Here is a 14,942-nt window from a genome sequence, read left to right on the forward strand (position 1 = left end):
ATATATTATTTTAAAGTTTCAGCAATCATTAATGCACATTTCTCGCCATCAATAGCAGCTGATATAATTCCGCCCGCGTAACCCGCTCCTTCTCCGCAAGGGTACAAACCTTTTATTTGTAAATGCTCATAAGTAATAGGATCTCTCGGAATTCTGACCGGTGACGACGTTCTGCTTTCCGGAGCGTGTAAAATCGCTTCGTTAGTCAAATAACCACGCATCGATTTTCCAAATTCCTTAAAACCTTCACGCAAAATCTGCGATAGAAATCCAGGAAAAACCTGCCCCATTTCAACCGAAGTTGTTCCCGGAACATAAGATGTTTTCGGGATATCTGCCGAAACTTTATTTTGAGTAAAATCGATCATTCTTTGTGCAGGAACTTTCTGAGTTTCTCCCGCCAAATGCCATGCTTTTTGTTCAATACTTTTTTGGAATTCCATTCCGGCCAAAGCACCAAATTTCTCGAAAGGTTTAAAATCTTCCAATTTTAATTCGATTACAATTCCGGAATTTGCTGTTGCCTGATCACGTTTCGATGGCGACCAGCCGTTGGTAACCACTTCACCCGGACTTGTAGCGCAAGGTGCAATTACACCACCTGGGCACATACAAAAAGAGTACATTCCACGACCGTTAACTTGTTTTACGATTGAATAGGGTGCTGGTGGTAAGTGCTCGCCACGATAATCACAACTGTATTGAATACTGTCAATTAATTCCTGAGAATGTTCTGCACGAACTCCCAAAGCAAAAGGTTTTGCTTCTATAAAAATTTTCTTTTTATCTAATAATTCAAAGATATCCCGCGCCGAGTGCCCCGTCGCTAATATTAATTTATTCGCCAGAATCTTGTCTCCGGTTTGCGTTATGATTCCTTCAACTTCATTATTTTTTACTAAAATATCGGTCACTCTCGTATCAAACAAAACCTGACCACCAAATTCGATGATTTTGTTTCGGATATCTTCAATGATCTTAGGTAATTTGTTGGTTCCGATATGCGGATGCGCTTCTACCAAAATATCTTCAGAAGCTCCAAAAGCTACTAAAAGCTCTAAAATTCTGGTAACATCGCCACGCTTTTTTGAACGTGTATATAATTTTCCATCAGAATATGTTCCTGCTCCACCTTCGCCAAAACAATAATTAGAATCTTCGTTCACCAAATGATCCACGTTGATTGCTTTTAAGTCACGTCGACGTCCTCGAACATCTTTCCCGCGTTCGATTACAATTGGCTTTAAGCCTAATTCAATTAATTGCAAGGCAGCAAAAAGTCCGGCCGGACCAGCTCCAACCACAATAACTTCCTGTGCAGAAGAAACGTCTTTATATGAAGGCAATTCGATTTTAGTTTCCTGAAAAGGTTCACCTTGCAAATAAATAATTACTTTCAAATTAATTTTTATCGCTTTTTGACGCGCATCAATCGAACGTTTTAAAATAGAAATATGTTGAATTTCCTTAGGAGAAACCTTTATTTGTTTAGACAAATAGTCTTTTAGCAACAATTCGTTTGCAGCTATTTCCGGAGTTACCTGAAGTAAAAGTTCTCTTGGCATTGTATTTTATTTTTCAATTAGCTTTTCTATCTATGAAAAGAACATGCAAAAATAACATTTTGAAATGACTTTGTATAATTAACCGCAAAGTACGCTAAGATTTTTTAGAGGTATGTTTTTAAAAACACAAAGTTCGCAAAGCTTTGTGTTAATCTAGCTTTGCGTCCCGAAGCTTCGGGATGTGGTTTCTATGCGTAAAGTAAAATTATCTTAGCGCACTTTGCGGTTCATTATCTAGCAACTTTTCTCTTCTTCCTAAAATCTTTACCATTTATTTTTAGCCATAGATTATTTAGGTTAAAAAGATTTCTTTTAAAGAACAATTAAGCGCACTGCAGTGCATCTCTAAAAAAAAAACTCAGAACCTTAGCATCTCAGAACCTTAGAACCTTTTTTTCAAAATAGACTTTGTACCTTTGCAACTCTAAACCTTTGCACCTTAAAAAATAATGTCTAGAAAAATAAAATTAATTTGGGATTTCCGTGGTCCTGCTTCTGCAAAAACAGCAGAACATCATGAAATTCATTTGAAAGAATATATCGCTATAGAAAAGCTTCCGCTAAATATTACGGGTTTTAAAATTGTAAACGGCATGCATGCCACAGCTTTTATGGTGGTTATCGAAGAAAATATGATTACAGTAAGAGATGCTTTGAAACCACATCGTGGGGAAGTGTTTGAAGGTTAAATTCCAAATAAAAAAATCCAAATTCCACACTATCGCTAGTAATTGGAATTTGGATTTATATTTTACTGTTTTCTTTTTGTTTCTTTTGTGGAATTTGGTGCCGAAGCTTCGGGATTAAATATTGAAATTTTAATTCGCGACCTCGCTTATAAACTTAATTCTCATCAGCCTTAATTCATCAATATCATAATCGCCATCGAATTCTTTCAATGCATCTTCGATTTTATCTGATTCTGATTCCATGAAATAATCATGGATTTCTTCCTGTTGATCATCATCCAACATATCGTCAACCCAATATTTGATATTCAATTTGGTGCCAGAATATACGATTTGCTCCATTTCTTTAATCAGGGCATCCATCGTTAATCCTTTCGCGGAAGCGATATCATTTAAAGATAACTTTCGATCTATATTTTGAATGATATATAGTTTATTGGCCGAATTTACTCCTGTTGATTTTACAACTAAATCGTCTGGACGAATAATATCATTATCTTCAACATAACGACTTATTAGGGCAACGAATTCTCCACCATATTTCTTAGCTTTTCCTTCTCCAACACCGTGAATATTGAATAATTCATTTAAGGTAATTGGATATTTCAGAGCCATGTCTTCAAGCGAAGGATCCTGAAAAACTACAAATGGAGGTACTCCAAGTTTTTTGGCTACTTTTTTACGAAGTTCGCGCAACATTCCCATTAAAACTTCATCAGCGGTTCCTGATGATTTTGATGCTGTTACGATTGCTTCATCTTCAGATTCATTGTATTCGTGATCTTCAGACATTAAAAAGGATACCGGTTTTTTTATGAAGTTCAAACCTTCTTTGGTGATTTTCACCACACCATACGTTTCAATATCTTTAGATAAATAGCCTGCGACTAATACTTGTCGAAGCAACGCCATCCAGTATTTTTCATCATGATCGGAGCCTGAACCAAAAAAAGATTGCGTGTCTGTTTTATGTGCTTTAATAACTGCGTTTATACGACCTATTAAAGTAAAGACAATTTCTTTTGACTTGTAAATATGTTTGGTATCACGAACGATTTCCAACAATTTAACGACCTGATCTTGTGCTTCAATTTTGTTTTTCGGATTACGAACGTTGTCATCCATATCTGCACCTTCTCCGGTTTCGCTGTCGAATTCTTCACCAAAATAATGCAGTAAGAACTTTCTTCGTGACATTGAGGTTTCGGCGTAAGCCACAACTTCCTGCAAAAGAGCAAAACCAATTTCCTGTTCAGCAACTGGTTTCCCGGACATGAATTTCTCCAGCTTTTCTACATCTTTATAAGAGTAATAGGCTAAACAATGTCCTTCTCCTCCATCACGACCGGCACGACCCGTTTCCTGATAATAACTTTCCAATGATTTTGGAATGTCATGGTGAATTACAAAACGAACGTCTGGTTTATCAATTCCCATTCCGAAGGCGATTGTTGCTACTACCACATCTACGTCTTCCATCAAAAACATATCCTGATGTTTGGCGCGGGTTTTAGCATCTAAACCTGCATGATAAGGAACAGCACTGATTCCGTTTACTTGTAAAACTTCGGCAATGGACTCGACTTTTTTACGGCTTAAGCAATAAATAATTCCGGATTTGCCTTTATGTTGTTTGATAAATCGAATGATATCCGATTCAATATTTTTCGTTTTTGTGCGAACTTCGTAGTACAAGTTCGGTCTGTTGAATGATGCTTTGAAAGTATTTGCATCAGACATATCAAGGTTTTTCAGAATATCTTCCTGAACTTTTGGGGTTGCAGTTGCGGTTAGTCCAATAATAGGAACCTGACCTAATTGTTTTATTATGTTTTTCAGGTTTCGGTATTCCGGCCTAAAGTCATGACCCCATTCTGAAATACAATGCGCTTCATCAATAGCGACAAACGAAATAGGTACACTCTGTAAAAAAGCCACATATTCTTCTTTAGTCAAAGATTCCGGCGCTACATACAAAAGTTTGGTTAAACCAGAAGTGATGTCTTTTTTAACTTGTGCAATTTCTGTTTTGGTGAGGGAGGAATTTAGTACATGGGCAATTCCGTTTTCTGAAGAAAGGCTTCGAATCGCATCAACCTGATTTTTCATCAAAGCAATCAAAGGAGAAACAACGATGGCTGTTCCGTCCTGAATTAAAGCGGGTAATTGATAACAAAGAGACTTTCCACCGCCGGTTGGCATAATTACAAAAGTATTCTTCTTATCTAAAATACTCGTAATGACTTGCTCCTGCAAGCCCTTAAATTGGCTAAAGCCGAAATACTTCTTTAATTCCTTGTGTATTTCAATTTCGTTTGAATTCATTCTTTATATTAATGGATATTTTGTATAAATTTGCAACACATAAAGATACAACTTTCTTTTATACATACAAATTTTAAATATTCTGTTTTGATTTCAAAAGAAAATATATTGGCAATTGCCAAAAAAACCATACTATCTGAAAGTGAGGCAATTATAAAGTTAATTGATTTTCTTGACGAAAATTTCTACGAAGCTGTTCAACGCATTTACGAAACCAAAGGCCGATTGATCGTTACCGGAATAGGAAAAAGCGCCATCATTGCCCAAAAAATGGTTGCCACTTTTAACTCAACCGGAACGCCATCTATGTTTTTGCATGCCTCAGAAGCTATTCATGGCGACTTAGGAATGATCCAAAAAGAAGATATCATTATTTGCATTTCAAAAAGCGGTAACAGTCCTGAAATAAAAGTCCTTGTCCCATTATTAAAACGTTTCGGAAACATTTTAATTGCGATTACAGGAAACATAACTTCATCTTTAGCAAAAGGTTCTGATTATGTCCTAAACACCACTGTTGAGACAGAAGCCTGCCCAATTAATCTTGCTCCAACAAACAGCACAACAGCACAACTTGTAATGGGTGATGCATTAGCCGTTTGTTTGATGGAAATGCGTGATTTTAAGCCCGAAGATTTTGCCGTTTATCACCCTGGAGGTGCTTTAGGAAAAAAACTATTGCTTCGTGTGAAAGATATGATTGAACATTCGTTAAAACCAATGGTAACGCCTGAAACTTCAATCAAAAAAGCTATTTTTGAAATCTCTGAGAAAAGATTAGGCGTTACTGCCGTAATCGAAGAGGGCAAAATTATTGGAATTATTACCGATGGAGACATCCGAAGAATGCTAAACGACGTAGATACTATTGCAGACTTAACGGCAAAAGATATTATGTCTAAAAACCCTAAATTAATCTCTTCCGAAACCATGGCAGTAGACGCTTTGAATATGATGGAAGATTTTTCAATAACACAACTCATTGTTGCTGACAATGGCGAGTACAAAGGAGTATTACATTTACATGACATATTAAAAGAAGGAATCGTATAATGGCAAAAAAGAACCTTGGCGAGATGTCATTTTTAGACCATCTTGAAGAACTAAGATGGTTATTAGTTAGAAGTACAACTGCAACGCTGATAATGGCATTTGTAACTTATTTTATCAGTGATTATTTATTTGACAAAATCATTTTAGGTCCAACCAGACCTAGTTTTTTTACTTACGTATGGTTTTGTGATTTATCACATCAATTAGGATTTGCGGATAGCATCTGTATTACCGAACTGAATTTCATTATTCAAAATACGGAGATGGAAGGTCAGGTAAACATTTTTGTCTGGATGTGTATTTTGGCTGGTTTCATTTTAAGTTTCCCTTACATTTTATTTGAAATCTGGAAATTCATTAGTCCGGCATTATATGAAAAAGAAAGAAAAAATGCGAGGGTATTCATATTCGCTTCTTCTCTACTTTTCTTTTTAGGGGTACTATTTGGTTATTTTGTTGTTATTCCGATGTCAGTAAATTTCGTTGCGACTTTCTCTGTGAGTGATGTTGTGAAGAATCAATTTACGTTGGACTCTTATATGGGAATGGTAAAAACAAGTATTTTGGGTAGCGCCATCTTTTTTGAATTGCCGATCGCTATTTATTTCTTAACTAAATTAGGATTAGTAACTCCTGATTTTTTAAGAAAATATTGGAAGTATGCCGTGATTATCATTTTGATTATTGCCGCAATCGTCACGCCACCAGACGTAGTAAGCCAGACTATCGTAGCAATACCAATGTTGCTTATTTACGAAGTGAGTATCCTGATTTCAAAAGTTGTTTATCGAAATAAATTAAAAGAAAATGTCTGAATTAATTCAAGAATTTAACGACTATCGTTCTAGAATGAACGAAAAATTATTAGCTGACAATAACAAAATTGTAAAGCGAATTTTTAATCTTGACACCAACGCTTATGCTCCGGGAGCTCTTGATGTAAAAACAAAAGAACTTTTAGGATTAGTAGCATCTACAGTTTTACGTTGTGATGACTGCGTAAAATATCATTTAGAAACAAGCCATAAAGAAGGTGTAACGAAAGAAGAAATGATGGAAGCAATGGGTATCGCAACTTTGGTTGGGGGAACAATTGTAATTCCGCATTTAAGGAGAGCTTACGAATTTTGGGAAGCTTTAGAAGAAGAGGCCGGGAATTAGAAAATGTGCCAATTAGATCATTAGATAATTTCCTAAAAATGCTCTAATTATTTAATCCATAATAGTCATGTAGATAATTCTGAAAACGCAATAATTTGTTAATTCATTTATCTAGTTGATTATTTTACTTTTAATTTGTCCCTTATAATAAATTTTAAAATTGAATTTGAGTTAGTTTTTCAATTATCTCATTTTCTAATTATCTAATTATCTAATTATCTAATTGAAAAAATGAAGCTAAGAGCCGATAATTTAATCAAAACCTATAAAGGACGTAGTGTTGTAAAAGGAATTTCTGTTGAAGTAAATCAAGGAGAAATCGTGGGGCTTTTGGGTCCGAATGGTGCTGGAAAAACAACTTCGTTTTATATGATTGTGGGATTGGTAAAACCAAATCAGGGAAATATTTATCTTGATGATTTGAACATTACCGATTATCCTATGTACAAACGTGCACAGCAAGGAATTGGTTATTTGGCACAGGAAGCTTCGGTTTTTAGAAAATTAAGCATTGAAGATAACATCCTGAGCGTTTTACAATTGACAAAACTTTCCAAAGAAGAGCAAATTGCAAAAATGGAAAGTTTAATTGAAGAATTCAGTTTAGAACATATTCGTACCAACCGAGGCGATTTACTTTCGGGAGGAGAACGCCGTCGTACTGAGATTGCACGTGCCTTGGCAACAGATCCAAAATTTATTTTATTGGATGAACCTTTTGCAGGAGTTGATCCTGTTGCAGTTGAAGACATTCAAAGAATTGTAGCGCAATTAAAAAACAAAAACATCGGAATCTTAATTACAGATCACAACGTTCAGGAAACCCTGGCAATTACCGATAAAACATACCTAATGTTTGAAGGAGGGATTTTGAAAGCCGGAATTCCGGAAGAATTGGTTGAAGACGAAATGGTACGCCGCGTTTATCTTGGACAAAACTTCGAATTGCGTAAAAAGAAACTTGAATTTTAATAAAGTTATATGTGAAAGGTAAAAAGTGAAATGTAAATTACTTTTTACCTTTTTTCTTTTATATCTTATAAATTATATTTTGCAGAAACTCTGATATGACCCCACAAAAACCAACTCAGCAGGATTACAACAACTGGCACAACGATCCTAATAATTGGCATCTAGGCATGTTTTATTATAACAAAGAAGACAAAAGAATGTTTGTTCCTAAAAGACTTAAATGGGCTGGATTCACGATTAACTTTGGAAATACAAAAGCAATTTTAATTACGATTGCTTTTCTTTTCTTCATCTATACTTTGACACAACTTAAATAAGTTTTCAGTCAGTAAGAAACTGAAAACTGCAACTGTTTACTACTCAACAGTTATAAACTGCAATTGTTCCAAATCGCCATTATAGATATTTACATCTACTCTATGCTTAACTCCTGGTAACGAAGCTTTCTCTGTAAACTGCCAAAAAAGCCAATCGTCTTCGATTTTTTCTCTATAAAAATTGTAGTTGGCAATCCAAAACAAATACTCGCTGAATTCCTCTTTTAAGAAATCGTCATAATAGCTTTCTCCTGTATAAATTATTGGACGGACCTGATAATGCTTTTCTACTTTAGTTAGCCATCTTTTTAAGCCTTTTTTTAAACTATCTAAAGGTTGATTTTTTGGCAATTTTTCAATATCTAAAACGGGAGGCAAATCTCCTTTTTGCAATTTTACTGTTTTAATAAAAAGATTTGCCTGCTCGATTGAATTTTCGTTTGGACGATAATAATGATACGCACCACGCATTATTTTATTCTCTTTTGCCCCTTCCCAATTCTTTTTGAATTGTCCATCTACCCTATCGTTTCCGGCAGTAGCACGTATAAATACAAATTGAACAGGATATTTTTCTTCTAAAATTTCAACCTCTTCCCAATCGATCTTTCCCTGAAATTCAGACACATCAATTCCAATCACTTTCCCCTTATGATTCTCCAAAACCCGAATGTTTCGAACATCAGAAAGATGCTTGTCAACGGCATCTTCCTCTAAAACTTTATCCGATTTAAATCCGAGGTAATAAGCCAATCCTGCGCGATAATGATAAACAGCTCCAATGAAAAGCAATGCTAAAAAAGAGTATACGATAAAGCGAATCAATCTACTAAAAGCAGAACGAGTTGGTTGCGTTTTTCGGGAATAAGAAGTTCGTCTTGTCGTTTTTCTTGCCATTCGGATAAACTACTTTTTCAAAAACATATTATTGACAACTGACAACAACACATAAAAAATGATAATTAACGGAATAGCGATATAATGCAACAAAAGCACCATTAAAACAGACACTATCAGAAACACAATTTGAAGTGTATTTTCCTTAAAACTAAATTTCTTGATTTTTAAAGAGAATAACGGAATTTCAGCATTCAAAATATAAGCACTGCATAAAGTAATAACCAGTAAAACCCATTGATTGGTTAGAATTTCCAACATCATTAATGAATCGGAATATTTCAAAACCAAAGGCAAACTCAAAATAAACAATGCATTTGCTGGTGTTGGTAAACCAATAAATGAATCGGTTTGGCGCGTGTCAATATTGAAATTTGCTAATCTATAACAAGAACCTAAAGTCACGATAAATCCTAAAAACGGAATTGCCGGATTGTTTCCCAATTCATGAGCACTGTTTGTAAACAAACTATACATGACATAACCTGGAGCAACACCACTTGTTACCATATCAGCCAAAGAATCCAACTGTAATCCAAGCGGACTTGAAACTTTAAACAATCGGGCAAAAAAACCATCAAAAAAATCAAAAAAGATTCCTAAACACACCATATAAAAAGCCATTTCATAATTGGCTTCAGAAATAAAAACAACTGCAATACAACCGCAGAAAAGATTGATTAATGTAATTAAATTAGGAATGTGTTTTTTAATATTCATCTTTATAAATTTTGATAATGGTGAGGAACAAATTTAGTATAATAACTGCATGTACAAGCCGTTTTCTTAAGAGTTTTTTATTTGAAATTTTGAGTTTCGCAATATTTCTCAAAAGGAATAAATTAGATGGGTAAAATATTATATTTTTGATAAAAATTAAAACAGGCCTCAGTCTGCAAAAAAATATACGTTGAAGAAAACCTTACTGCTTTTATTATTTTGGAGCTGCACGCAACAATATGCACAAACTGTTCGAAAATATTCGAATGAATTTATGAATATTGGTGTCGATGCTGCTGCATTAGGAATGTCGAGTGCGGTTGTTGCTTCAACTAATGACGTAAATGCTGTTTACTGGAATCCTGCTGGTCTTACACATCTTGAAGACCATCAGATTTCATTAATGCATGCCAATTATTTTGCCAATATTGCCCAGTATGATTATATAGGATACGCAAGCCCCATTGATGACAGAAGTGCCTGGGGGATTTCGATGATTCGTTTTGGAGTTGACGATATCATGGACACAACTGAATTAATTGATAGCCAGGGAAATATTGATTACAACAGAATTCGATTGTTCTCAACGGCCGATTATGGTTTTACCTTTTCATACGCAAGAAAATTGCCAGTAGAAGGATTTCAATACGGTGTTAATGCAAAAGTGATCCGAAGAATTATTGGAGAATTTGCCAATTCGTGGGGTTTTGGTTTTGATGTTGGTTTACAATTTGAAAGAAACGACTGGAAGTTTGGATTGATGCTTCGTGATATTACAACAACTTATAATATCTGGAATATTGATGAAGAAGAATATGCAAAAATTGCCAATGCTATTCCGGGAGAAAATAACGAATTGCCTGAAAGCACTGAAATTACTTTACCAAAAGCACAATTGGGAGTTTCAAAAACATTTGATTTTCATAATGATTACAGCCTTATGGTTGCCACAAATCTAAACATACGTTTTGAACAGACAAACGATATTATTTCATCAAAAATAGTGAGCATTGATCCTGCAGTTGGGTTTGAGTTTGGATATACCGATTTGGTTTTCTTAAGAGCCGGAGCTGGAAATTTCCAGAACGTGATGCAATTGGATAATACTGAAAAAGTGAATTTTCAGCCGAATATTGGGTTAGGATTTAAATACAAAGGTATTCAGGTTGATTACGCGCTAACTGATTTGGGAAATCAAAGTACAGCGCTATATTCGAATATTTTTTCTTTAAAAGTAGATTTAGGTATCTTTAGATAATTTTTACAAACCATTAAACTTCTTAAAATTTTAGATCATGAAAAATGTCATTTTCAAAAAAACACTTTTTAGTTTACTATTATTACTGAATTTTATTGGTTTCAGCCAAAATTTACCTTTATCAAAAGATGCAAAAGTAAGTGTTCTTACTTGTGGATTGGGCAATGAAACTTATTCTTACTTTGGGCACACCGCTATCCGTGTTGCGGATCCTTCAAACAATATTGATTTAGTTTATAATTATGGTGCTTTTGATTTTTCGACGCCCAATTTTGTTGCCAAGTTTGCGAAAGGCGATTTGCAATATTTTGTGGTAGTTCACCCCTTTGCAGATTTCATAAATGAATACAATTATGAAAAAAGAAGTGTTTTTGAACAAGAACTTCTTGTCCCACAAGAATCAAAACAAAAATTATTTGACAACTTAAATACTACTTTGCTTTCTGAGGAACGTTATTATACTTATAAATTCATTGATAAAAACTGTACCTCTATGGTAGTTGATATTATCAATAAAACATTGAACGGAGATGTGATAACAAAAAAAGGAGATACTGATATCACTTATCGTTCTATTTTGTTCCCTTATTTTGATGGCCATTTTTATGATAAATTGGGCACCAGCATAATTTTCGGAACCAAAGTTGATCAATTAGGAACCAAAATATTTCTCCCTTTTGAATTGAAAAATAGTTTAGAAAAAACAACTTTTAAAAACCTTCCTTTAGCAAATAAAAGTAAAACTTTACTACTTTTTGAGAAAGAAACGCCAACTTCGTGGTGGAATAATGTGTACACTTATCTTTTTATACTGGCCTTTGTAGTTCTGGCACATAATAAAATAGTCGACAAAATCTATCTTTTAATTTTATCTTTAATGGGAATCTTTTTTGTGGTTGTGGGATTTTATTCTTTTCACCAGGAATTGGCGATGAATTACAATGTGCTTTTATTCAGTCCTCTTTTATTGATTTTGATCTTTTTATCAATTCTTAAAAACAAAAGATGGACCTATCGATTTGCGGTTTTACATATCCTCTTTTTGATCGTTTATACCTTATTTTTGATCAACAAAGCGCACTTCTTAATTGTTTTACCAATGATAATAACAAGTGGTTTTGTTTTGGTAAGAGTTGTGATCAGAAACAAAAAACGTATTCCGATTATAATCTAGATAACTATTGTCCGCGGTAGAACAAGACGGTAGTAATAGTTTTGAAAGTAATACTCAAATCGAGAAAAATGCTTCGATGTTTAATATAATATAAGTCATATTGTAACTTTATTAAACTTTCCTCAATTGATTCTCCATAGGAATAATTCACTTGTGCCCAACCTGTAAGTCCGGGCTTGATAACGTGTCGCGTCTCGTAAAAAGGCATAACTTTAGCAATTTCGTTCACAAAGTACGGACGTTCCGGTCTTGGTCCTATAACGGCCATATCTCCTTTTAAAATATTGAAAAACTGAGGTAATTCATCTATTCTTGACTTACGCATAAATTTACCAAATGGAGTTATCCTTTTATCATTTGAAGAAGCAAATGCGCCATTTACATCCGTGTTTTTCGTCATTGTTCTGAATTTATAAATCTCAAAAACAACTCCGTGTTTCCCCACTCTTTCTTGGGTGTAAAACAAACTTCCTCTATTAGCTACAAGATTTCCAATAAAAATTAAAGGGATAAATAAAATGCAAATTACTAAACCCGTAAACGAAAGTAAAAACTCAAGTAAACGAATTAATGACAAATACAATTTATTACTATTACTTCTGCTAAAAGGAAAAAAACGATAAAAATCTTTTGAAATATAGTGCACCGGGATTCGCTGTGTTTTACTTTCATATACTTGTGTATACTCACGAATAATATTTCCGGACTCTAATAAGTGAAGTAACTGTTGATACAAATCAGCAGTTATACCATCTGTTTTTTGCGATGCAATTACAATTTCAGAAATATTATTTTTGGCCACAAATACTTCTAAATCACTCTTCTTAATTTCTTTTACATAATAGAAATCTGCTCCTTCATTTGAAATTAAATCGGAATTAACAAATCCTAAAATTTTATAATGCGGATCGACATTTTCAAGTCCTAAAACCAATTCTTCAACCTGATTCTGATCACAAATTAAAATTACATTTTGCGAAAAACGATGTGATGCCAGGAAATACACATAGAAGTATCTCCAGGCTAATAATGCTCCAAGAATAGTAAAATAAAAAGCCAGAATAACCAAACGTTTTTTTGGTAACTCTGGTGATAAAATGGGGGTAAATAAATAAACTAAAACAGTAGTTGTGACAGTAAGAATTACACTTCGAAGAATCTGAAACTGACTACTGGCAACCTGTAGATTGTACATTTCGAAAATTGACCCGAAAACAGTCAGGTAGACAATCAACATCAATGGTCTAAAATAATAGGTCCTATCTAAATTGAAATACTGGACCTCAAATAAATAATTCAGCAAAAACAGCGCTGATAAAATAAAAGCAATATCAAAAATTCTAAGAAGTATTTTCCTTTCTGAAATTTCGAAATGCATTTTTCTATTTGATTTCATGTAGGTATTTTTTTTGTTTTTACTGCCTTTGGGTGGGGCAAATGTATTATAAAAAAAAGAATTTAATCTACCGAATTTTCTGCTTTTTCAGGTAGTTTAACCTGAACCGAAAGTAGTGCTAAAGCATAAACAAATGCAGGAGCAGCGATTCGCATTGCAGCGTGATTTATCGTTAATAACCAAAAAACATAGAAGGATAAAAAATAGAGATGTTGTCTGTTATTTATATAGAGCAAAAGCGGAGTTAATAAAAGTATTAATAAACCAAAAATACCAAATAAACCATGTTCCGCTAATAATCTTGTTATTTCATTGTGTGCTGCGGCCTCATGACCTAAATTTTCTTTTCGTAGTTCTTTTCCCATTCCGGCGCCAACACCCATAATAGGATTATCCATAAATAATTTATAATCGCCGCCCATAATGGCTTCCCTGCCTCCAAGACGATCTTTCTTTTCCCTTCCTCTTACATCCTGATTGGCATACCGCTTTTCAATAAGGCCACGTGTCTGTAGGGAGGTATACGTCCAAATTCCTACCGTTGCCAATCCTGTTAATAACAATACTAAGCCTACCTTAGTTTTACCTTTTACATTAGAAAAAGAATACATCAAAAACAACAAGCAAACAATCATTAGAGCTCCTGTAATTACTCCGCCCCTTGAAAAAGTAACTATGGCGCGATAACTTACAAAAATCAAGAGAAAGCCGTTTAATAGCATTTCTTTTTTTGATTTTGAAAATAAAACCAACTGAGTAAAAAAGATAAACATTCCCAATCCTAAAATTGTCGAAACCTGGTTTGGCCCAAACCCCCCTGAAGTTTCAAAATTTGACTGAGTATTTCGCACTACCTCTTTCACACTTGGATTATAGAGAAATAAATATACCGCTGTAGTGATGATCGGAAGTCCCATTACTACAAGAATGTTCTGTAAATCAGAAAAGGGCATCTTCCTTTTAAACATGTAGATAGCTGAGATTGCCAAACAAACAGGTCCCGACACGTTGAATACTATAGCCTTTTTAATATCAGTATCAAAATGTGCAACTGTACTTGTAAGATAGATTCCCGGAATTAATAAAATCAAGAAAAAAGCATAAATAAAGGCATTTATAGAAAAATTACTATACAACATCCCTACCAGCATAAAAAAAATGACGATAACTTTTATATATTCATTGTTAAAATTCCCTCCTGTCATTCGCAAGAAAACCTCAACTCCCACAAGATAGGCAGCAACATACAATACTTCATTATTTTTATTTTTATTCTTAGCGATTAAAGAAAAACCAACTACCGGAATTACTAACGCATAAATTTTAGATAAAAATGGCACTGCAAAAATAACTAATGCTATAATTGCGTGAATCAGAACTAACTTGCTATACGATAATGATATATTCTTCATCCG

The 14,942-nt window shown here is 34.1% G+C and carries 14 protein-coding genes; 8 read left to right on the forward strand and 6 right to left on the reverse strand.

The window, feature by feature from the left end:
• Positions 1 to 5: 5 nt before the first annotated feature.
• Complete coding sequence (locus tag BUA98_RS17605; RefSeq protein WP_072974676.1) at positions 6 to 1,565, reverse strand: NAD(P)/FAD-dependent oxidoreductase; 1,560 nt, start codon at positions 1,563 to 1,565, stop codon at positions 6 to 8.
• A 449-nt stretch (positions 1,566 to 2,014) separates the two neighbouring features.
• Between BUA98_RS17605 and BUA98_RS17610 the strand changes: the two genes are divergently transcribed.
• Complete coding sequence (locus tag BUA98_RS17610; protein WP_072974678.1) at positions 2,015 to 2,254, forward strand: hypothetical protein; 240 nt, start codon at positions 2,015 to 2,017, stop codon at positions 2,252 to 2,254.
• A gap of 129 nt (positions 2,255 to 2,383) precedes the next feature.
• Here the strand turns inward: BUA98_RS17610 and recQ are convergent, their stop codons facing one another.
• Complete coding sequence (recQ, locus tag BUA98_RS17615) at positions 2,384 to 4,579, reverse strand: DNA helicase RecQ (protein WP_072974680.1); 2,196 nt, start codon at positions 4,577 to 4,579, stop codon at positions 2,384 to 2,386.
• Between the two features lie 87 nt (positions 4,580 to 4,666).
• Here recQ and BUA98_RS17620 point away from each other — a divergent pair, with 87 nt between their 5' ends.
• The 5 genes from BUA98_RS17620 (at position 4,667) to BUA98_RS17640 (ending at position 8,082) form a co-directional block, all read left to right on the forward strand.
• Entirely contained in the window at positions 4,667 to 5,632 is a 966-nt protein-coding gene (locus BUA98_RS17620) for a KpsF/GutQ family sugar-phosphate isomerase (protein ID WP_072974682.1), read from the forward strand.
• Positions 5,632 to 6,447 carry a twin-arginine translocase subunit TatC gene (gene tatC, locus BUA98_RS17625; protein ID WP_072974683.1) on the forward strand — a complete coding sequence of 272 codons (816 nt, stop codon included), beginning with the start codon at positions 5,632 to 5,634 and terminating at the stop codon, positions 6,445 to 6,447. The genes BUA98_RS17620 and tatC overlap by 1 nt, the downstream gene beginning before the upstream one ends.
• Entirely contained in the window at positions 6,440 to 6,793 is a 354-nt protein-coding gene (locus tag BUA98_RS17630; protein ID WP_072974685.1) for a carboxymuconolactone decarboxylase family protein, read from the forward strand. Before tatC ends, BUA98_RS17630 begins: the two co-directional genes overlap by 8 nt.
• A gap of 231 nt (positions 6,794 to 7,024) precedes the next feature.
• Positions 7,025 to 7,765 (forward strand): LPS export ABC transporter ATP-binding protein, encoded by a 741-nt coding sequence (gene lptB, locus BUA98_RS17635; protein WP_026982881.1) that lies wholly within the window; start codon positions 7,025 to 7,027, stop codon positions 7,763 to 7,765.
• 95 nt (positions 7,766 to 7,860) lie between these two features.
• Positions 7,861 to 8,082, forward strand: coding sequence for a DUF5808 domain-containing protein (locus tag BUA98_RS17640; RefSeq protein WP_072974687.1), 222 nt, complete (start codon positions 7,861 to 7,863; stop codon positions 8,080 to 8,082).
• A gap of 39 nt (positions 8,083 to 8,121) precedes the next feature.
• On the opposite strand, the gene BUA98_RS17645 is transcribed toward BUA98_RS17640, so the two are convergent.
• Both BUA98_RS17645 and BUA98_RS17650 read right to left on the reverse strand, forming a co-directional pair.
• Positions 8,122 to 8,979: a glycoside hydrolase family 25 protein gene (locus BUA98_RS17645; protein WP_072974688.1), complete on the reverse strand. Its 858-nt coding sequence runs from the start codon at positions 8,977 to 8,979 to the stop codon at positions 8,122 to 8,124.
• A 9-nt stretch (positions 8,980 to 8,988) separates the two neighbouring features.
• A complete protein-coding gene (locus tag BUA98_RS17650) occupies positions 8,989 to 9,699 on the reverse strand; it encodes a CDP-alcohol phosphatidyltransferase family protein (protein WP_072974690.1) in 711 nt (236 codons plus the stop codon).
• Between the two features lie 190 nt (positions 9,700 to 9,889).
• Here BUA98_RS17650 and BUA98_RS17655 point away from each other — a divergent pair, with 190 nt between their 5' ends.
• Together BUA98_RS17655 and BUA98_RS17660 are read left to right on the forward strand one after the other, a co-directional pair.
• On the forward strand, positions 9,890 to 10,957 hold the full coding sequence (locus BUA98_RS17655) for a putative type IX sorting system protein PorV2 (RefSeq protein ID WP_262987439.1): 1,068 nt from the start codon (positions 9,890 to 9,892) through the stop codon (positions 10,955 to 10,957).
• 37 nt (positions 10,958 to 10,994) lie between these two features.
• Complete coding sequence (locus BUA98_RS17660; protein ID WP_072974694.1) at positions 10,995 to 12,131, forward strand: lipoprotein N-acyltransferase Lnb domain-containing protein; 1,137 nt, start codon at positions 10,995 to 10,997, stop codon at positions 12,129 to 12,131.
• Between the two features lie 4 nt (positions 12,132 to 12,135).
• Here BUA98_RS17660 and BUA98_RS17665 read toward each other — a convergent pair whose 3' ends face one another.
• Together BUA98_RS17665 and BUA98_RS17670 are read right to left on the reverse strand one after the other, a co-directional pair.
• Positions 12,136 to 13,527, reverse strand: a complete 1,392-nt coding sequence (locus tag BUA98_RS17665) for an exopolysaccharide biosynthesis polyprenyl glycosylphosphotransferase (protein ID WP_072974696.1) — start codon at positions 13,525 to 13,527, stop codon at positions 12,136 to 12,138.
• 62 nt (positions 13,528 to 13,589) lie between these two features.
• Positions 13,590 to 14,939 (reverse strand): O-antigen ligase family protein, encoded by a 1,350-nt coding sequence (locus BUA98_RS17670; protein ID WP_072974697.1) that lies wholly within the window; start codon positions 14,937 to 14,939, stop codon positions 13,590 to 13,592.
• Between the last annotated feature and the right edge of the window lie 3 nt (positions 14,940 to 14,942).

This window comes from Flavobacterium saccharophilum (assembly GCF_900142735.1).
In the GTDB taxonomy this organism is placed as follows: Bacteria; Bacteroidota; Bacteroidia; order Flavobacteriales; family Flavobacteriaceae; genus Flavobacterium; species Flavobacterium saccharophilum.